Below are 19,345 nucleotides of genomic sequence, written 5' to 3' on the forward strand. Positions count from 1 at the left end.
CCCCATAAAAAAATCCCCTCCATAATAAACAGTAAAGTAACTTTCTTTCAACTGTCTACTATAAGGGGATCATATCAGAATACCGAAACCATCTTTTTTATTGCTTGATTTTTTAGAGTCTTTTTATTAAACTGTCCATTTTATAGAGTACAGTTCAATTCTTTACAATCTCAATTGATTGACAGTAACTATATTTACATCAACCAAGAAATCAAAAAGGGAAGGGTGACAAGAGACATAAGCGCACTAATAACAAAAGAAGAAGCTGTCTCACCTGCTAGACTGTCAAATTTCACTGAAATCATAGCAGCTACTGCAGATCCTGGGAATGCTACTAATAAAACTAACTTTGTTACGTCATCTGAAGATAATCCTATTGCAAGCGCAATTCCAAGCATGACAAGTGGTTGAACGATTACTTTAAGAAGTGAAATCCCAAATGCAGTTGGGCTAAATTGAACTTTACGAATTCCGATTGTGACCCCAACTGCAAATAACGCTGCACCCGATGTAATGCCACCAATTTGCTCTAAACTCTTCGCTAATAAATGTGGTGACTGGAACCCGAATAGCACAAGAATAACCCCAATTAAAGGAACACAAGCTAGCGGCTCTGAAAGACCATGTAAAATTGATTTAATAGTTACTTTCAAAAGACTTTCTTTCTCGTCAGTCTCTTCATTCTGACGTTGACCCACTGCACCAATAATAGTAGCTAATGGATCTAGCATGGCATTCACAACGATTCCTGTAATGGCAATTGGAAGCGCAGCCACACTTGCTCCAAACAAACTTCCTAAAACCGGAGTTCCCATAAATGCAAAAGTTGGTTGGGCTGAGTTTAAAGAAAACATTGATGCTTTTGTTAATGAAAACTTAAATACGTATTTAGCAATTAACAAGAAAACAATATAAAAACCTACAATACTAATAACTAAGGCAAGTAAAAATGGCCATTTTTCAATTAATGTTTGCTTAGGGGTTGTTGTAATCCCCACAAATAGATGGGCTGGTAATGCAAATTTAGTTACTAATGTATTTAATCCTTTTGATGTCGTCGCATCAAATTTTTTAAAATATCCAGCTAAATATCCTAATAGGATGGTAAAGAAAATAGGTGTTAAAATAATAAAGATTTGACTAATATCCATTTTAAAATCCTCCATACTTCACTATGATCTAAGCGTATATATCCTAAATTACGATTTAATTTCAAAGTGAATAATTTCTATTAAATACCGATGTCTATCAAGGTGATAGGCATTCATTTAAACTTACATAGCTATCTCCGAATTTTCACTAGCTTTGATTTGCTTATAAGTTGGATGCCACATGGCATCTTTTACAGCTTGTTCAACATCTTCTGGAACATGTTGAGCCACGCCGTCTTGAATAGCTGCTTTTGCAACTTTAATTGCTACTGCTATAGAAACAGAACGCAAGTCCTTTGTACTTGGAAGTAATGAAGCACCAGTTTTACGACTATCAGTCATATCAGTCACAGCATTTGCAACAGCAGTAAACATACCACTTGTAATCACTTTAGCTTTTACGACAATCGAACTAAGTCCTAAACCAGGGAATACAAATGCATTGTTAGATTGACCAATCTCATATACTGTCCCTTTATAAAAAACGGGCTCAAATGGACTACCTGTTGCAATTAGTGCTTTTCCATCAGTCCAAGTAAGTAAATCTTGCGGAGTTGCCTCTGCTAATGGCGTTGGGTTTGACATTGGCATAATGACTGGGCGTTCCACATGTTTGGCCATTTCTTTTACGATTTCTTCTGAGAAGGCTCCTGCTACACCTGATGTTCCTATAAGAATAGTGGGTTTTACTTGTTTAATTACTTCCAGAAGAGTTATTTTACCGGATTCATCACGCGCCCAACCTTTTACTTCTTCCGATTTTTGTAAGTAAGGTTTTTGGAACTTTAGAATACCATGCATATCGTCTGTTAAAAGTCCTCGGTAATCAACAGCCCAAAATCTACTATATGCTTCTTCTGCCGAAAGACCATCAAACACCATCGCATTATGAATTTGATCAGCATTACCAATCCCTGCAGCTCCTGGTCCAAATACCACTACTCGATGCTCTCGTAATGGAACGTCAGTAACTTGAACAGCAGAAAGGATAGCTGCTAATGTAATAGCTCCAGTACCTTCAATGTCATCATTAAATGTTAAAATCTTATCTCCGTATTTCTCAATAATGTTGCGAGCATTGACATTACCGAAATCTTCCCAATGTAATAAAGCATTTGGGAACATTTCTAATGATTTTTCAACATATGCATCAATAAATTCGTCGTATTTTTCGCCTCGAACTCGTTCATGTCGATTTCCAATATAAAGAGGATCTTGTAACAATTCTTCGTTGTTTGTCCCTACATCTAATACAACAGGTAACACACGACTAGGATCGATACCAGCAGCTGCCGTGTAAACAGCCAATTTACCAACAGAAATATTAATTCCATTTGCTCCCCAATCTCCAATACCCAGAATACTTTCAGAATCTGTAGCTACAATTAAATCAATGTCCTCTGCTTTAACTCCACTATTTGCAAATGCCTTTTCAATACCATCCATATCATTAATAGAAAGATAAATACCGTCTGGACGATGATATTCATGACTATACTCTTGAATGGCTTGTCCAACAGTCGGAGTGTAAATGATAGGTAACATTTCACTAAGATGATCTGTTAGTAATCGATAGAATAATACGGTATTGCGATTAGATAAATCGTTTAACCAAACATTTTTTCGTAAGTTATTAGGTTGTTCTTTAAATTGTAGATAAGCACGTTTAACTTGTTCTTCTAACGTTAAAACTGTTGGAGGTAATACCCCTTCTAAGCTAAGATCTTTACGTTCTTGTTTTGTAAATGCTAATCCTTTATTTAAGAAAGGTTGAGCAAGAAGATTTTTCCCTTTCAAATTTGTTTGAATAGATCCGTCATTGGAAAGATTAAATGTATTCATGTGATGATTCCTTCTTTCTAGATGCTTTGTATTGTATTCTTTTTTTTATTTATTAGAGAACCATAATTGGGTAGTAACAAAAAATTCATATGGCTTCTTTAATATGAGTTATCCTTTTTCTAAATAGGTTCCTTTTCACATAAAATCGTTAGGCTGTCATACAACGTTCTATATCAAGATTGTCATTGTTTTTGACACGTCAACATACTCAATCGTTTTAACAGATTAATTTGTCTAACGACCTAAAATAAGCGAAAAACGATTTCCACAATAATATTCAAAGGAGTCAATACTGGATGAATAACGAGATAGATAACAACTGAAAAGATCAGTGCTCCAATCGTTATTTTCATCGTTTGACTATAAGACCCTCCACCTAGCTTTACATTGAAGAGGACGATACTTCCCTAAAATAGTGCAGGAAGAATAGTTCAGAGAATATCCATTTGATTCAAACCTTCTTTCTTAAATCCTTAATGTATTTGTAAAGTGTCTTATTTGATTGCGCCACTCAAGGTTACTAATAGTAACTAACGTCACTCAACGTTACTAATCGTAACCAAGGTATTTTAAATAGTCAACAATTTTATTTTTCCTTATTTTCCCTGAAATTTACTTCTAATTATTTTTTATCGGCTAGTAAATAAATAGTTTCCTCTATATAAACAAAATTAAAACCGTATAGAATAAGGATTTTATTTTTACTTACATCAAAAAATTAATAGAAATAATTTAGAAAATATGAACCTATATAAATGTTTTTTTAGAAAGGAAAATATAAATACAATAAAAAACCTTCGGTTTAATTAATTACCTAGGTTATTTTTTGTAACCGCATTAGTTTATTGACCACCCTATATGTGGTTTATTATCTATCATATTAAAAACAGAAAGGTGAGAATGAATAATGGCAAAAGTGATGTGAGATCCAATTCACTCAGTATTTGACGATTCACACATAAAATCTCCCTGAATAAAGTCAACCTAGTTGACTGAATTCGAATTCTATTGTACTATAAGTAACGTAGTAAACTTAATTGACTATTTTTAGAGTATAAAAGGAATAGGATTCACCGAAACAAAAATTAATACATTATGGAGGTTTCTCATGGCTAATATCGTTAAAATTAGAGGAAGTGTATTTGCTCCGTATGCTTGGTTAGAACCTATTAAGGATTCTGCAACAGGAAGAATCTTAGAGTATACTGGTGATGCACGTGAATTTACACCATACGCCGTAAACACAATGCGATCAAGATTAGAGCAAGAAGTGATTATTGATTTTTATAAAAAAGAAATTTTCACATTTGCAGATGCTTGTATTACAACTGTAAAAATTACAAATCCAGATGGTTCTATTGAGCATAAAAAAGGAAAAACAGGTACAGAAAACATTGTATGTACGAATGTTGTGTGGGGCGCTGATGAAGTCTCTTTTGAAATGAGGGCAAGTGCCAGCAACCCTTTAGATACAGCAGCACCTGCGGCTGATTATTTATTAACTGTACGTGTTAACAAAAGTAGAGCTTTGCATATTGAAGGTTCTCATGATGGGTTCCCTTGCTATGAATTTTATAAGCAAATGGATTTTGGTCGATTTGAATTAATCTATACACATGATTACAGAGAAACTGGTGACACTCCAGCGGCGCTAGCTGGAGAGATGGAATACAGTTTTAAAAAGACAATATAAATATAAATATGAATCAGAAGAGTATCACACTTTACAAGCAGTAGCGAGTATAAAAGGAAAACAATTGATTGTTCTAAAGAAATTGTGACCTGTTTTTCTCAATGATGAAAGGTTATGTATTATCCAAAATAAAATTAAAATTACAGAGGTGTTTCTCATGACTAATATCGTTAAAATTAGAGCAAGTGTATTCATTCCAATGTCTTGGACTGCAATAGGTTGGACTGGACCTAAGGAAGATAAACAAAAGGGAAACTTAATCGAATTCGAAGGTGACTCACGTGAATTTACCCCTTATGCTGTAAACGCTATGCGTTCTAGAGTTGAACAAGAAGTAGTTGTAGATTTTCATAAAAAAGAAATTTTCACATATGGGAATACGGGTATAACAACGGAAAGAGTTACAAATCCAGATGGTACCGTCAATAAAAAAACAGGCAAAGCTAGTACAGAACGTATTGTATGCACTGATATTGAATGGGTTTCTGATGACGTCAAGTTTCAAATGAGTGCAAGTGCTAGTAATCCATTAAATATAAATGCACCTGCTGTTGACTATCTTTTAACTGTGCATGTCAAAAAAGATGGTACTGTTGATATTGAAGGTAAACATGATGGATTCCCTTGCTATGAATTTTATAAACAAACAGATTTTGGTCCGTTTGAACAAATTCATATACATGATTTCAGAGAAACTGGTGATACAGCTGAAGCTCTAGGTGGAGAAATGGAGTATAGTTTTAAAAAGGTATTGTAAAGACAATATAATTTCCCTTTTAATGAAGAGTCAAGGTTTCTTAAAAGATAAACAAGGGCCTGAATATATAAGGAAATATTATGCGGCTATTAGTAATTGCTGTAAATTATGATACACCGAAAAGGCGAAGTCTATTTGAAGACTTCGCCTTTGTTTTTTCTCATATGCAAATACGGGTATAACAACAGAACATGTCACAACACTAGATGGTTCAGTTAATAAAAGAACGGGAAAAGTTGTTTTATTTCCATAAAAAAACTAAATTTCACTTATCCTACGGGAGCAAATATACAAATTATTTTACGGTTATTTAGCCCATACACAAGAAGTGATGGATTAAGTATTAGAGAATATGGCAATGGAACAACTCGTTACATTATTAGTAAATAAAATAAATTCTTCGTATAAAGTGTATATTTTTTTACGCCACCTATAACTTATATAGTTACAAGTGGTGCGATAAAAAGAAAAGTGAGGAAACGTATATATGACTGTAAAAATTAAAGTTTATTCTGATTTTGTATGCGCATTTTGTTTTTTAGCAACAGGTCCTTTGGATGAGGTGTAAAGGAAAAAGATGTAGAAGTAGAATGGATGCCATTTGAATTGCGTCCTAGTCCATCTCCGAAAATTGATCCACGTACACAACCTCGTGTAATGGCAGCTTGGGATTCATTTATTTATCCTACTGCTGAAAAATTAGGATTAGAGATAAAGTTACCACATTTTCGTTCGTATACACTCCTTGCGTTTGAAGGTTATCAATTTGCAAAGGAACTTGGAAAAGGAAATGAGTTTCACCATAGAGTGTTTATTGCACATTTCCAAGAGGAAAAAAATATTGAAGACATCGAAGTGCTAACAAAATTGGCGGAGGAAGTGGGACTTTCTCATGTTGCATTTAAAGAAGCATTAGTATCACGAAAGTACCGAGAAATACATCAAGAAGCTCTAAGACATGCCCATCAAGAAGCACAAATTATGGCTGTTCCAACGTTCATTATTGGTGACGAAGTCATTCAAGGATTTGCTAGCAAAGAAAAATTAACAAAGGCGATTGATCAAGAATTAGAAAAGGGTAAAGAGAATGAGTTAGATGGACTGGACCGCAATGTAATGTAATGTAATGTATACGGAGATTGTTAATGCTAATGCTATAAATACTTGATGATTCATATATAAAATTCAATAAAGTCAATTAAGTTGACTTCACTTGAATTTCATTGTACTATACGTAATGTAGTCAATAAAGTTGACTACATTGTTTTTATTATAAAAGAAATGGGATACCCATTTTTAATGGGTAAATATAGAACAACGTAAAAGTGAGTAACAGGAGGAAAAGAGAATGACAACAGTTTTATTTGTAAAAGCAAACAACCGTCCAGCAGATCAAGCAGTTAGTGTGAAATTATATTATGCTTTTTTAGCAAGTTATAAAGAATCACATCCAAACGATACAGTGGTAGAGCTTGATTTATACAATGAGGAATTGCCATATGTAGGAGTAGATATGATTAACGGTACATTTAAGTCTGGTAGAGGATTTGATTTAACAGCAGAAGAAGCAAAGGCAGTAGCTGTTGCTGATAAATATTTAGATCAATTCCTTGCAGCTGATAAAGTTGTATTTGGTTTCCCGCTATGGAATTTAACAATCCCAGCTGTACTACACACATATATTGATTACTTAAACCGCGCGGGCAAAACATTTAAGTATACGCCAGAAGGACCAGTAGGTCTTATTGGAAATAAGAAAATTGGATTATTAAACGCAAGTGGCGGTGTATATTCTAAAGGACCAAAAGCTGAAATGGAAATGGCTGTTAAATATGTAGCAAGTATGATGAGCTTCTTCGGTGCGAAAGATATAGAAAAAATAGTAATTGAAGGTCACAACCAATTCCCTGATAAGGCAGAAGGTATTATTGCTGCAGGGCTTGCAAAAGCGATTAAAGTAGCAAGTACGTTCTAATTAACAAAACACTCGTCACTCATTATGGCAGTACCAACACTTCTATAGCGATGGTACTGTTTTTTTATTCGCTTCTCTCTCTACTTTGTAGCAGTAAGAACCTAATTGATGCGAGCTTTCCATTCCCAAATTATTCAAACGAAAGAAGGATTACATTACAATGGAACGATTGTGGACAAAGAACTATATAATGCTGACAATTACAGCATTATTACTATTTAGTGGTTTTTATTTACTAATGCCAACATTGCCTATGTTTATTAAACAATTAGGTGGAAGTGAATCTCAAGTTGGATTTATTATTGGAGTGTTTACAATATCGGCAGTAATTTTACGTCCTATTGTTGGCGGATTAATGGATCGATATGGCAGGCACGTATTTATAATAAGCGGACTACTATTTTTTGCAATTACAATGTATTTTTATGATTGGGTAACAGGAATTATATTTTTAGTGGTATTACGTATCATCCATGGAATCGGCTGGGCGATTGCTACAACTTCGATTGGAACGGCTGTGACTGATGTGATTCCACCATCTCGTCGCGGAGAAGGAATGGGATGGTACGGACTTGCGATGACTTTAGGTATGGCTTTAGGACCAATATTAGGTCTTTGGGTGGTAAAATCATTTTCATTTCATTATCTATTTCTACTATGCACAGCATTAGCAATTATAGCATTCATACTTGCATTTGGTACAAAAATCCCAGCAGTTCAACCTACATCAAAACAACCAATATCATTTTTTGAAAAAATGGTTTTACCAATCGCTATTGTGACATTTTTCCTATCCCTTACTTTTGGCGGCATTACAACATTTTTACCATTGTTTGCGGCAAAAATTCAAGCTAATGCTGGTACTTTTTTCTTAGTTTATGCTGTCACACTTATAGTAATTAGACCGATTGCAGGGAAAATATCCGATAAGCGTGGAGAAGGAATCATTATTGTTCCTGCGCTTATTATAATGATAATTGCACTATTCGTCCTAGCAATGACAAAAGGGCTTGTTGGACTAGTTATTACAGCTATTTTGTACGGAATTGGATTTGGAGCAGCGCAACCTGCTCTTCAAATAGTAACGTTACGATTAGCTCCACCAGAGAAAAGAGGAGTAGCGAACGCTACATTTTTTACTGCTTTTGATTTAGGGATTGGTTTAGGATCTATTCTTCTAGGATTTGTTTCACAGCTCATGGGGTATCAAATGCTATTTATTGTGTGTGCTGTATCTGGGTTTATTAGTCTGTTAATTTTTACTTTGTTTGTAAAAAAGACACTAAAATAACTTTTTAATTTACGAAAAAAGCGCTATTCTTTTGTGGAAATACACAGAAAGGATAGCGCTTTTGATATCTTAGGCGTCGTATACAATTATTCCATATCTCATAACCCATATAGCTTAACTTAAAAAATGAAGCCTGTTAGAGGTTATTGGGTATGCGGCAAGACCTCCATCAGTAAGTGTTCTCCTGTATTCCCACTGATAAAATTTTTATTTCTCCTTCAAAAATTCACTGTGTATTCATTGATATATTTCTAACCCTAAGATATTTTACATTTAATTATTTTTATATTTAAATTTATTTCTTAAGTAACTTTTTAAGGCAGTTAAAAACATCCTTCTTATTTTGCAATATATAATACCTAAACCTCTCATCTTCAATGTTTTTATAAACAGAAAAAAGGGTAGATGATGAACGATTATACGGTTTAGTTAGCAGGGGTGTAACCAATTTTAAGTATGTTCTATTTCAAAAACCCATCTGTAATTTTATTATTTCTCCTCGATAAAATGAATTACAGGGAAAGTATTAATATATTAAATATTCAATAAAATTAAAAGCCAATTTGGAAAGAAAAAAGTTGATGGCATTATCAATTTTGATATTCAAATTCAGAAAAATAGTTTAACTGAACAATATTCAAAAAACTATGCACGTATGGTTTTGGGTTTATTTTCTCAAACTTTAGAGAAAGCCATTAAGTTCAATATGATTAAAACTAATCGTGCTAAGCAAGTAGGTGCAATAAAAAAAGAAAAAGTAAAAGTTGAATTTTGGACTAAGAATGAATTTGAGAAAGTTTTATCAACATTTAATCTTGATGATTATTATGGAGATATAGAGCATAAAAGTAAAGTTCCTGATAAAATTTTCGAATGGAATAATTTAACCTTGGCATGTGGTAAATGCAATCTCAATAAAAGATATTATTATGATGTAAAATCACCATTATTAAACCCTTATATTGACAAACCTGAAGAGGAAATAATATTTATGGGACCCATAATTTCCGCAAGAAGTGAACGAGCTCTCATGACAATAAAAAAACTTGACCTTGATAGAGTAGAATTATATGAAAGAAGAAAGGGGCATATAGATTCTATACAGCCCTTAATATATTTGTATGCTACTACCGGTGACTTTAAACTAAAGGAAATATTATATAATGACTTACTTAAGTATACTGAGGAAGATAAAGAATATATTTCAATGATGAAAAGCATTATACATAATATTAACCCTCCTGTACCAGTAAAGGTGTAAGTTTTGATTGACGATATAGTATTTCATTATCTGTTCTTTGGCTAATAATTATCTTTTCCAAATCTATATATGAAACAAAAGATATTCTTCCTTCAAAATCAATCAGTTAATTAACGTTACACATAAATCATTTCATTCTCTAATTTTTCATAAAATGCCCTTATTGAATAAAATTTCAAGTAAAAACATTTGGTAAAGGATAAATAAAAATATCCATTCTTTTTTATTAAATTAAAAGCAATAACTCCAGGGAAGCATATCCTTGCATAACAAAACAGGAATCATAACTTTGCATAAACCTGCATTTTATGCAAAGTTATGATTCCTGTTATACATTTCACCATTTATACTTTTATATATTTATAAAATTATAAATCACCCCAAAACTTCCACCACGATTTCTTTTTCGCTGCCGCTACTTCTTCCTGTGCTGATACAATAGTACTTTTCGCATCTTGAATTTCTCTAATCACTCTCATAAGGTTTTCATCTCTTTGCTCTAACCTTTTTTCTATCCTTTCTTCACGTTCCTTCCTATCTTTCATATCATCTTCAATTAACTTATTCCTTTGATCTATACGATCGCCTAGTCTCTTTTCCATTTCTAACAAGTTCGCTTGCTGCACCTTATTAATTTCTTCTATCATAGCGCTATATTGTTGTTGAAATTGATACTGCATTTGATAAGGTATTGCATCTGTCCCCTGGCTTTCTCCCTTCTTATTATCGATTCCAAATTGCTTTGCAATCATTTTTGCTGCTTTTTCTAAGGTCATACCATCCTGCTTACTCAACTCTACTAACTTTTCAATAAGTAACACATCAAACTCTGTATATTCTCTTCTTCCTCGACTATTTTTTTTTGCATCATATCCTTCACGCTCAAGAATATCTGAATACTTTCTAAGCGTGCTGCCACTCACTCCTAAACGATTATAAACCTCATTAGCGGTGTATACTATCTCCATTTCTGCCATAGCGCTACGCCACCTCCTATAAGAAAAATTCAATAAATGAGGACTAATACCTTTAATAATCAATCGACGAAGCTCGTACTGTCTTTGCTGTATTTTGTCGGGATAGAGGTATCTTAAATTATTTTTCAATACAATAAAATTTTTAAAAACGATCCCCTTATTAAAATCATGATAATATTATAGAAAAGGAGGTTTACAATATGCAAAATTCAGCATGTGATAAATGTGGATCTACTAATCTTAAAGAAGGAAAAGTAGGATACGGTTTCCATGCATATATTTATGAAAATATAGCTAGTACAATCTTCAAAGGTGGGAAACGATCTAAACTATTAACTACATTTTGTCTTGATTGCGGAGAAGTAATTTCCTTTAGAGTTGAAGAACCAAGTGTATTTAAAAAATAATATATACATTTAATAATAAAGGCACTCAAATAAAATAATGAGTGCCTTTATTATTAAAAATTATTCATTTGAATAACATTTTCGCTCCTATGACAAGATTATGCAAAAGAACAAAGAGAGAAAAACCAAAAATCGTATATTTGATTTCTGGTTTAACATCTAGTTTTAGGATTAATATAGATACACATATAATGATCAATGCGCTAAAAAAATACGTAATGTAAATAGGTAGAGACATATTAGAGTATTTTAAAATTACATATCCAAACAAAGATAATATTAAGAAAAATATAATCATAAATGTAGTAACCTCCTAAATAAAAGAAAACAATGAATATACATTGTTTTCTTTTAAAATATTATTTTATCTACCAGAAATTTGTACAATATTTACTGGATTCCAGTTACTCAAATATATTTTTGTTCCTTTACTAGTCATTCTATAATCCACTTCATTTCCTACCCACCAAAGCCCCGCTGAAATTAACCCAGCCGCTAACGCAGCTGCCGCAGCCTGAGGTACACCCATGGCCGCTACATAACCAGTGATAACAGCAACACCAGCTGCACCTGCCGCCCATTTATTACAGTTATATACAAATGTCTTTGATTCGGAGTTACTTAAATAAAAGTTCCAACCATAAAAATTACTATCCCATGTCCAACTAGGAAGACTTGACTGATTTGAAGGTGCAACCGTTTCTAATGCCAATGAATTCGTATTTGCATTTACATTGACCTTCACGTTACCAGTTGCAACTGCTAGATTAATAGCTTCTACACCTTTTCTATACTGATTTAAATTTTCCTCAGTAGTTCCAAGTTGTTCCGCAGTTGCATTAAGGCTCAGTGTACCATCTACATTCTTCACAAAATATTTCTCTGCTTTTTGTGCAATATCGTACATCTCTTGTTCATTGTTAAATTTTATTTCTGCACTTTTTTCACTTTGAACCTCTTGAACAGAATTTGTTTTTTGTACCTGTTTTTCATTAACAGCCGCTAAAGACGGAGTAGCAGAAAGAACCAATAATGTCGATACAATAGTACCAGTTACAAATTTTTTAGTTATCATCCAAATACCTCCTAGAAATATTTTACAAATACATGAATATATTAACATATTTTAAAATATTTGTATTAATCATTAGATTGATAAATATTAAACTGAATATTCAATTATCGATTGCACAGATACAGACTATAAAATTCTTTATAGGGGTATACAAAGAAAATTTAATAGAGAGAGGGATACCCTAGGAATCTATCCTCGCAGCGCTGTTGCTAAATAGGAAATTAACTCTCTATAAGATTCTTATATATATATAATCTACTCAACCAATCTTTATCTGAATTAACTTTATATTATGAAGAAATATTTGAAGTATTTTTCCAAGCCTGTAAATTAAGATGGCGTATAGCTTTAGAATACACAAGATAATATATCAACCAAAAAGAACTCTTCAGATTATGAAAGAGTCCTTTTTATTTCTTGCTAATAATTTAATAATCAAAACCACTTTATAAAAGAACATAAGTTCGTTTATAATAGGAACTAACGTTCTTTTTTTCGTTAGGAGGAAATCATAATGTACAACTATTCACTTTTACCGAATAGAATCATTTTATGCGTAGATCTTCGAAGCTTTTACGCTTCAGTTAGTTGCATCAAAATGCGATTAGATCCACTTCACACAAAATTAGCTGTAGTTGGTAATGTTAATAGGAATGGCTCAATTGTCTTAGCTGCAACTCCACCATTAAAAGCAATAGCTAAGTTCGGCAAGAACAGCATATTAAGAGGGATTTCTTATACTCATAGCGCTACAGCAAGACACAGAAACACATTGTTAGGAGAGCATAAATCTTGAATCATACAAATATACCAAGAGGACGAGGCATGGTAAAGTTCAGTCCATTTTCTGCAATTCCTGAGCAATTCGAAGGGATTAAACAGATTATTCAAGAACAATTAAAGGTAGAGAAGCCAGTGTTAGACGAGCAACAAATAGAGGAGATAGGGCGAACATTAAATGAAGCGCTACATACAAAGCAAGAAGTAAATCTATGGTACTACAAAGACGGTTGTATATACCATGAAATAATGGATATCCAAAAGATTGACCTATTTAAAAAAACAATAATTACTACCGATGCATTTCGTTTTCAAAATAAGTTTGACCTGGATGACATTGTTGATTGTAAATTTCATAATTAATATCAAAAAGGAGAATACAGTATGAATGTTATTCAATTTGAACAAGCAAGAAAAAGAAAAATCAACGAACTACAAATGACGACAAAAATACCTATCGTCGAACGAATTTATGAAGTGAATGGAGAAGTAAAGTTTGATGTATCTGGTGAAAAGGAATTACCTAAAGCATTTCTAGAAAAAGATGTTAATTAAGAATAGGCGTGTTAATTTTAAGTATTGATAAAACAACTGAAAAATAGAGAAACCTTTTTATTTTGAGGTTTCTCTATTTTCTTGAATAACTAAGATTGTTGTAGCCTTGAAATAAAGTTTGATTAAATCAGCTTAATATACCTTCATAAAAGGGGCAAATGGAAAAAGCGTGTCTGAAAAAAAATTTATCAAACTACGCTTTTTCCATATTCAATATAATCAAACTTTTATAAAAAAGTTTGATTATAAATTATATAGAAGTCTCATTTTTATATACATAAGATATTTTATACTTTACATTTACTAAAAAGTTAGACGCAATACAACAAATAATTCCAGTAATAGGAACACTAAATGATAATATTTAAAAAGATTGTTGTTTTGAAACCGAATTAAATTTACATCACATTAGAAATCGGTGTTAACATTTCTCTAACAAAGCTTTCGTGAATGTTTTGTATTATTTGTTCTATTTTTGGAATGTCTTCTTTTGGGATATGTAACAATTGAATTGAAAAGTTAAATTCATGGACTACTAGAGCATTTTGTAAGAATAAAAATTTGACAGTATTAGATTTATAGTTATTATCAGGTCTTAGCGTTAAATCTAGTATGATGTTATCTATATTGTTAAATGGGATGGATTGAATTGAAATATTCTCTGAATCTCTAGTTGATGAGGATGTTTCTTTTGTTGTTCTTCTTATTTTAATCATTTTATTATGAAGAGATATTTCAATGTTTTCTTCATTTAATACACTTGGATCTTGATTATGTGTGTAGTAATCAGTCCGAATATTATAACTAAGTATATTATTATTTAAAGCCTCATGGATTTCAAATGGTATCGAATTAAACATTAAAGTCATTGTATCAGCCCTTTCATTTTTTAAAATATAGAGTGTTTTACTCTAATTAAATTATAGCATTTTTAAAGTGTTTCTTTACAATAAAGTTGATTGGAAACACCTCATAAACCTGTGTTTTTCGGTAAATAGGGTCACGTCAAATGTCCACTTAGCTTGGTTGCTGTACAAGGGAAATTCAACATTTCATCTAGGATTTTTGAACAAACTTTTTTACAAACGGTGCAACTTTGTTTCAAAATTACAATTGTCTTATGATTGAATCTTGTTCTCCAACTCTTGGATTCTCTTTTCTAACTTTTTGTTTTTTTCCATTTCTTGATAAACAAGTAAAAAAGATAAACTCCCCATACATAAAGCAAGCCATTCCATATTCGCACCCCCAAACTATACAATCATGCATTAAACGAGAAATAGCCTAAGAGTCGAGGGTATTTCCCTTCCGTCTTAGGCTATTAGAATAGGATTTGAAGGTATGTCCTTTCCCTCGCTATTCCACACTCTGAATACTCGTTACAACGTTGTTATAGCATTCATGATAACCTTTTAAAATGAAAATGTCAAATTTTGTCGTTTTAAAGCCTTCTCACTCGAATCTATTGTAGCTTTGAAATAAAGTTTGATTAAAACTCTCGCAAATATATGTATTGCCCATAACCTAGTTGTACACGTATCTCGACTGTACCCCTATTGCATGATTTGGTTCCGTTGCTACACGGCCATACTAATTTAACGATTGGTAGGATGCTTTATTTATATCTATTTTCCTACTTTTTCTATACTGAAAGTTTTTAATTTCTCCCAACTCTTTTTAGGGTGTCTCTTCCTTGTATGTCTTCTCTTTTGTTCATTCTTAATAGCATCTATCAACATTTCTGGACTATGATGATAGTATGCTTGCTCGTAACCATCCTCAATCATACCGAAATAATCACATTCATTGTCGAAAAAGTAATTATCCCCAATTAACTTCTCAAATTCACTTTCAATATAACCCCAATTGTGTACTTTACTATCAGAAATTGAAACACCATTAGAAGTTATTTCGAGCTTATCCAATAAATAATCCATATACTCTCTTGATACTTTCTCTAATTCCTTAATTTTCTTCATATGTTCCTTATTTTCCAGAATAAATTCAATATACTTTTTTTCAAACCTACACTATTCGTTACTTATAGGTAACGAACAACCTTTACAGAAACAAAATGGCAAAAAAGAAGGTTGACTTATAATCAACCTTCTTTTTTATTAAGTGTGAATCAGAATCAATTTACATTCCAAAGACTCTCAATAACAGTCGGTATACGTCTTTTGATACAAAATTAAACATCGAATGACTAATCCAACTAGCCAAGAATCCATATCTCAAAAATAACACTCCGTATAAAACACCTGGTATCAAGTAGAACCAAATATTCATCATGTTGACTCCATGACCTACCGAAAAAAACACGCTAGATCCTAAAAGCCATAAACAAATCCATATTCTCTTCTTTATTTCAGAGCCATCATAAACCTTTCTAATTAATGAAGATTTATCTTTTATCAACTCTAGTAATTCAAACAGACCTAACAGACCCATATAAAGCCCATATCTATAGATAGCTTCTTCCAAAAACGGTCCTGTTAAATATACTAAGATCCATTCACCTGCTGCCGTCAAACGTCCATCCGAAACATATTGTCCTGAACCGACAGGAATATCAAAACCTAACCACAGCACAAAAATTTTAATGAAAGATAGGGTTAATTGCATGATAATACCCAACAAAACAGGTATCCCAATCACAAAAAACATTTTCTTCTCCCTAATGAAATGTTTAGAAAAAGACGATCTAAAACCCCTAAAAAAGATTAGTGCCACTAAAAATCCTACAATCAATCCCAGGTGACCAATACCAACTGGACCTGATAATCCCAATCCAAGAGCTATATCTACTTGTCGCATTAAGAGAAATGCTAAAACAGTTGATATAGTATATAGCGAAACTATTAAAAGACCCTTTAAGATTTCTACTACAACATCCCAAATACGATTCTGAACAGGCGAATCCACACCACTCACCCCCTTCAACATTTTGTTATTACCATTATAATACAGAAAAAACTTGTCATGTGGTCGATTCGTATCAAGCAATAAAAACCTAAACATTCGACTCATAAAGAAAAAAAACTCTTGAGAATCTGAAAGAATTCTTTTTCTTTGAAATGGCAATATTTTTTATCCTTCCTTATAACTATCAGTACTTTTTCAATATTTCCACTAAAACTGTAACTATTTGTAACGTTTACAGTTTTACGTGTCACCGCTTCAATAGGTACAGTTTTTACTTTTGGTGACGTGACGCCTATAATAATATTAACAATCTATGTTCTATATAATAGCTGCTACATTATCAATCTTATAGAGGTGTATATATGAAAATATTATTAGAGGGAAGAAGAATATTTGAACACGAAACTGATGAAAATACAAAGTATCTGATCTTTTCGAATGAAAGTTTAAAAAAATATGTGTACAATTCCGCATCGATATTTATTAAAAAAGGGGACTTTTCTTATCCTCAAAAATGGCTCATTAGTGACAATTTTGAAACTAGAGAATTATTAACTCCTATAAATGATTTTGATTCCAGTATTTATGAATATATGTTTCATATTGATTGGCCGCTAGTAGAAAGGGTAACCCAAATTCTAAAGCCATATGGCATACAAGTTGCCGAAGAACCTAATGGAGTACGAATGCGCGATTTAAATGGTTTGTTGCGTTTAGAAGAGATACCTCAAGAAGTTCAAGATGAAATTAGAGGTGCTTTAGCAGAGGAGGATTTAAGGACATACGAAGAGTTTCAAGTATTCGAGTGTTACTCTTGTAAAGAAAAGGGTAATGAAGAATTCTTCATTATAAATGGAGATAATGACATAATCTTATCCGATATTTCTTACGATCAGACAGATTGGTTTTCCGATAAATATATAGTTGAAACATATCGAAAAAAAACTCATTCAAACACGGAGTATGTGTTTAAAACAGATAGAGACGAATGGTTTATATACTTCCCTGGAGATTCAGATAGTAACTATTGGGTTTTAGAGCATATATATGACGATGAATTGGAGGACTTTCCGCTTTCTTCTTATATAAAAGTTGAAACAGAAAAGAGAGAGATTCCCGAACGAGAAGATGAAATCGATTTTCAGCGTTATTTTAATAAAGATACTCCTTACGACTTTTATTATTCAGATAAGATGTTTGCACTAAGAATTTTACAAGACGAAGGACGATTCAATATGGCAAACATTAATGGAAAATGGCAAAGGTATACAGAGATGGTTTTAAAAGATGAAGAACCGTTCTGCAAGTGGGATGATATGAAATATGTTGGTTCGGGCATCTTCGGTGATATTAAAGAAGAAAAATTATCACAGGTAGAGATCATGAACTTTGCTGTTGAAATTAGGGAAAAGAAACAGAAGGACACAACTATACACTAAGGAAAACTCAAAAGATACGGAATATTTAAAAATGTACCAACTAAAAAAGAAAGTAAACTTTTGAATCATTTATAGCTAATTTTGTAATAAATTTGTCAATCGGATATATATTTTAGAGAAACTTTTGTACAATTGTATTTTCCATGCATGTCTTTAGGAATATCCCTATTACTTTGGTTTCAAACGAGTTAGAAATCGGAAAAGGAAACATATTTCATCTTCAACATGCTAGAATGCCTAGTCAAGAAATTCTATTATTCATCAAGAATTTAAAACAGCATGTTGATTCTTTATATGAGGAAAATAAGTGTTTATCTAATATATAAAAATCTTCATTAAAAATACATTAATATTTCGTTTAATCTGAAATGAAAATTTCATTTGAATATAAAAAAACGCTATTCTTTTTGTAGAGATATACAGAAAGGATAGCGTTTTTTATGAATCTTTCGATTCAAGGTGAACTACAATTCTTACTTTCAGATATCCTTCGGTTTCTGTACAAATCCTAATTCTATTAAGTGAAATTTTTTAATATAAAGGTAAAAAAATTATGTAATGCATGAATAAAAAAAACAACCCAATATGCGGAGAGTGTTTTAGGTGTTTTTTCCTTCTTTTTTTGATAAATCCAATATGAGTATCCTAGAATGACACCCATTAGGCCAGTATAAACTTTATAGGAAATCCCATATGAGTGAATAGTTCCAAAAATAATGGCTGAAAGAAAAATCGTTGGAATATTATCGTATTTACGTATAAATGGAATATCTTTTAAAATCCAAAACAAAAACATCTGATAAAGAGCTGTTTCTATTAGTGGAGCTACGACACAACCAGATATAACTTGTCGAATAAGAGAGACATCCTCAATCGGATTTCTTTCTGCTTCTATCGGTATAAGAAAGGATACCAATGGTAGTACAAATGTAGCTATAGTCATAAGTATGATGAAATACGGAAATCTTAAGTTATAAATAAAACGATGTAAATATTTACACATAATGTACTCCTTTGACATGTTGTGAAATTATTTATTCTGGTTAGGAAATATGTATTTTATTTTACTACTAATCATAATGACGAGCAAATATAGAAAATGCATATTAAATATAGAATTATGTAAATGTAATCTAAATTTATTATTTTGAAAAAAAATTGAACATTACTATTGTAAACGTTTCCATATAGTTGTAGAATATATATCGTAAGCTTAC

18 protein-coding genes and 5 pseudogenes are annotated in these 19,345 nt (G+C 32.1%); 13 read left to right on the forward strand and 10 right to left on the reverse strand.

Going from position 1 to position 19,345, the window contains the following annotated elements; all coding sequences use genetic code 11:
• Positions 1-194: 194 nt before the first annotated feature.
• The 3 genes and pseudogenes from SB773_RS22285 to SB773_RS22295 all read right to left on the reverse strand — a co-directional run.
• On the reverse strand, positions 195-1,151 hold the full coding sequence (locus SB773_RS22285; protein ID WP_410592143.1) for an AEC family transporter: 957 nt from the start codon (positions 1,149-1,151) through the stop codon (positions 195-197).
• A gap of 123 nt (positions 1,152-1,274) precedes the next feature.
• Positions 1,275-2,993 carry an NAD-dependent malic enzyme gene (locus tag SB773_RS22290; protein ID WP_410592145.1) on the reverse strand — a complete coding sequence of 573 codons (1,719 nt, stop codon included), beginning with the start codon at positions 2,991-2,993 and terminating at the stop codon, positions 1,275-1,277.
• Positions 2,994-3,238: 245 nt separating this feature from the next.
• Positions 3,239-3,394: pseudogene (locus tag SB773_RS22295) on the reverse strand (GRP family sugar transporter); the annotation flags it as partial.
• 707 nt (positions 3,395-4,101) lie between these two features.
• Here SB773_RS22295 and SB773_RS22300 point away from each other — a divergent pair.
• Complete coding sequence (locus SB773_RS22300; protein WP_410592147.1) at positions 4,102-4,686, forward strand: DUF3238 domain-containing protein; 585 nt, start codon at positions 4,102-4,104, stop codon at positions 4,684-4,686.
• 157 nt (positions 4,687-4,843) lie between these two features.
• Positions 4,844-5,443 carry a DUF3238 domain-containing protein gene (locus SB773_RS22305; RefSeq protein WP_410592149.1) on the forward strand — a complete coding sequence of 200 codons (600 nt, stop codon included), beginning with the start codon at positions 4,844-4,846 and terminating at the stop codon, positions 5,441-5,443.
• Between the two features lie 78 nt (positions 5,444-5,521).
• Here the strand turns inward: SB773_RS22305 and SB773_RS35380 are convergent.
• Positions 5,522-5,599 (reverse strand): annotated as a pseudogene (locus SB773_RS35380) (IS6 family transposase); the annotation flags it as partial.
• Between the two features lie 22 nt (positions 5,600-5,621).
• Here SB773_RS35380 and SB773_RS22310 point away from each other — a divergent pair.
• From SB773_RS22310 to SB773_RS22330, 5 genes and pseudogenes are all read left to right on the forward strand, one after another.
• Positions 5,622-5,696 (forward strand): hypothetical protein, encoded by a 75-nt coding sequence (locus tag SB773_RS22310; protein WP_410592285.1) that lies wholly within the window; start codon positions 5,622-5,624, stop codon positions 5,694-5,696.
• 234 nt (positions 5,697-5,930) lie between these two features.
• Positions 5,931-6,565, forward strand: a pseudogene (locus SB773_RS22315) (DsbA family oxidoreductase).
• Between the two features lie 226 nt (positions 6,566-6,791).
• Positions 6,792-7,418, forward strand: coding sequence for an FMN-dependent NADH-azoreductase (locus SB773_RS22320; RefSeq protein ID WP_410592151.1), 627 nt, complete (start codon positions 6,792-6,794; stop codon positions 7,416-7,418).
• Between the two features lie 160 nt (positions 7,419-7,578).
• On the forward strand, positions 7,579-8,709 hold the full coding sequence (locus tag SB773_RS22325; protein ID WP_410592153.1) for an MFS transporter: 1,131 nt from the start codon (positions 7,579-7,581) through the stop codon (positions 8,707-8,709).
• A 706-nt stretch (positions 8,710-9,415) separates the two neighbouring features.
• The gene (locus SB773_RS22330) at positions 9,416-9,970 is read left to right on the forward strand and encodes an HNH endonuclease (RefSeq protein WP_410592156.1); all 555 of its coding nucleotides are present in this window, start codon (positions 9,416-9,418) and stop codon (positions 9,968-9,970) included.
• 368 nt (positions 9,971-10,338) lie between these two features.
• Here the strand turns inward: SB773_RS22330 and SB773_RS22335 are convergent, their stop codons facing one another.
• On the reverse strand, positions 10,339-10,947 hold the full coding sequence (locus tag SB773_RS22335; protein WP_410592158.1) for a DUF3967 domain-containing protein: 609 nt from the start codon (positions 10,945-10,947) through the stop codon (positions 10,339-10,341).
• 200 nt (positions 10,948-11,147) lie between these two features.
• Between SB773_RS22335 and SB773_RS22340 the strand changes: the two genes are divergently transcribed.
• Positions 11,148-11,354 carry a hypothetical protein gene (locus SB773_RS22340; RefSeq protein ID WP_410592160.1) on the forward strand — a complete coding sequence of 69 codons (207 nt, stop codon included), beginning with the start codon at positions 11,148-11,150 and terminating at the stop codon, positions 11,352-11,354.
• Positions 11,355-11,718: 364 nt separating this feature from the next.
• On the opposite strand, the gene SB773_RS22345 is transcribed toward SB773_RS22340, so the two are convergent.
• Positions 11,719-12,429 (reverse strand): hypothetical protein, encoded by a 711-nt coding sequence (locus SB773_RS22345; protein WP_410592162.1) that lies wholly within the window; start codon positions 12,427-12,429, stop codon positions 11,719-11,721.
• Between the two features lie 514 nt (positions 12,430-12,943).
• Here SB773_RS22345 and SB773_RS22350 point away from each other — a divergent pair.
• From SB773_RS22350 to SB773_RS22360, 3 genes and pseudogenes are all read left to right on the forward strand, one after another.
• Positions 12,944-13,126 (forward strand): annotated as a pseudogene (locus tag SB773_RS22350) (Y-family DNA polymerase); the annotation flags it as partial.
• Between the two features lie 95 nt (positions 13,127-13,221).
• On the forward strand, positions 13,222-13,572 hold the full coding sequence (locus SB773_RS22355) for a YolD-like family protein (protein WP_410592164.1): 351 nt from the start codon (positions 13,222-13,224) through the stop codon (positions 13,570-13,572).
• A 21-nt stretch (positions 13,573-13,593) separates the two neighbouring features.
• Positions 13,594-13,764, forward strand: coding sequence for a hypothetical protein (locus SB773_RS22360; RefSeq protein ID WP_410592166.1), 171 nt, complete (start codon positions 13,594-13,596; stop codon positions 13,762-13,764).
• Positions 13,765-14,162: 398 nt separating this feature from the next.
• On the opposite strand, the gene SB773_RS22365 is transcribed toward SB773_RS22360, so the two are convergent.
• From SB773_RS22365 to SB773_RS22375, 3 genes are all read right to left on the reverse strand, one after another.
• Entirely contained in the window at positions 14,163-14,633 is a 471-nt protein-coding gene (locus SB773_RS22365) for a hypothetical protein (RefSeq protein WP_410592168.1), read from the reverse strand.
• 756 nt (positions 14,634-15,389) lie between these two features.
• Positions 15,390-15,743 carry a hypothetical protein gene (locus SB773_RS22370; protein WP_410592170.1) on the reverse strand — a complete coding sequence of 118 codons (354 nt, stop codon included), beginning with the start codon at positions 15,741-15,743 and terminating at the stop codon, positions 15,390-15,392.
• Between the two features lie 160 nt (positions 15,744-15,903).
• A complete protein-coding gene (locus tag SB773_RS22375; RefSeq protein ID WP_410592172.1) occupies positions 15,904-16,689 on the reverse strand; it encodes a CPBP family intramembrane glutamic endopeptidase in 786 nt (261 codons plus the stop codon).
• A 362-nt stretch (positions 16,690-17,051) separates the two neighbouring features.
• Here SB773_RS22375 and SB773_RS22380 point away from each other — a divergent pair, with 362 nt between their 5' ends.
• Together SB773_RS22380 and SB773_RS22385 are read left to right on the forward strand one after the other, a co-directional pair.
• Entirely contained in the window at positions 17,052-18,128 is a 1,077-nt protein-coding gene (locus SB773_RS22380; protein ID WP_410592174.1) for a hypothetical protein, read from the forward strand.
• 90 nt (positions 18,129-18,218) lie between these two features.
• A pseudogene (locus SB773_RS22385) lies at positions 18,219-18,454 on the forward strand (hypothetical protein); the annotation flags it as partial.
• Positions 18,455-18,645: 191 nt separating this feature from the next.
• Here the strand turns inward: SB773_RS22385 and SB773_RS22390 are convergent.
• Positions 18,646-19,131: a CPBP family intramembrane glutamic endopeptidase gene (locus tag SB773_RS22390; protein WP_410592176.1), complete on the reverse strand. Its 486-nt coding sequence runs from the start codon at positions 19,129-19,131 to the stop codon at positions 18,646-18,648.
• Positions 19,132-19,345: the final 214 nt, after the last annotated feature.

The sequence above is a fragment of the Bacillus sp. SIMBA_074 genome, assembly GCF_046534555.1.
GTDB lineage: Bacteria > Bacillota > Bacilli > Bacillales > Bacillaceae_G > Bacillus_A > Bacillus_A mycoides.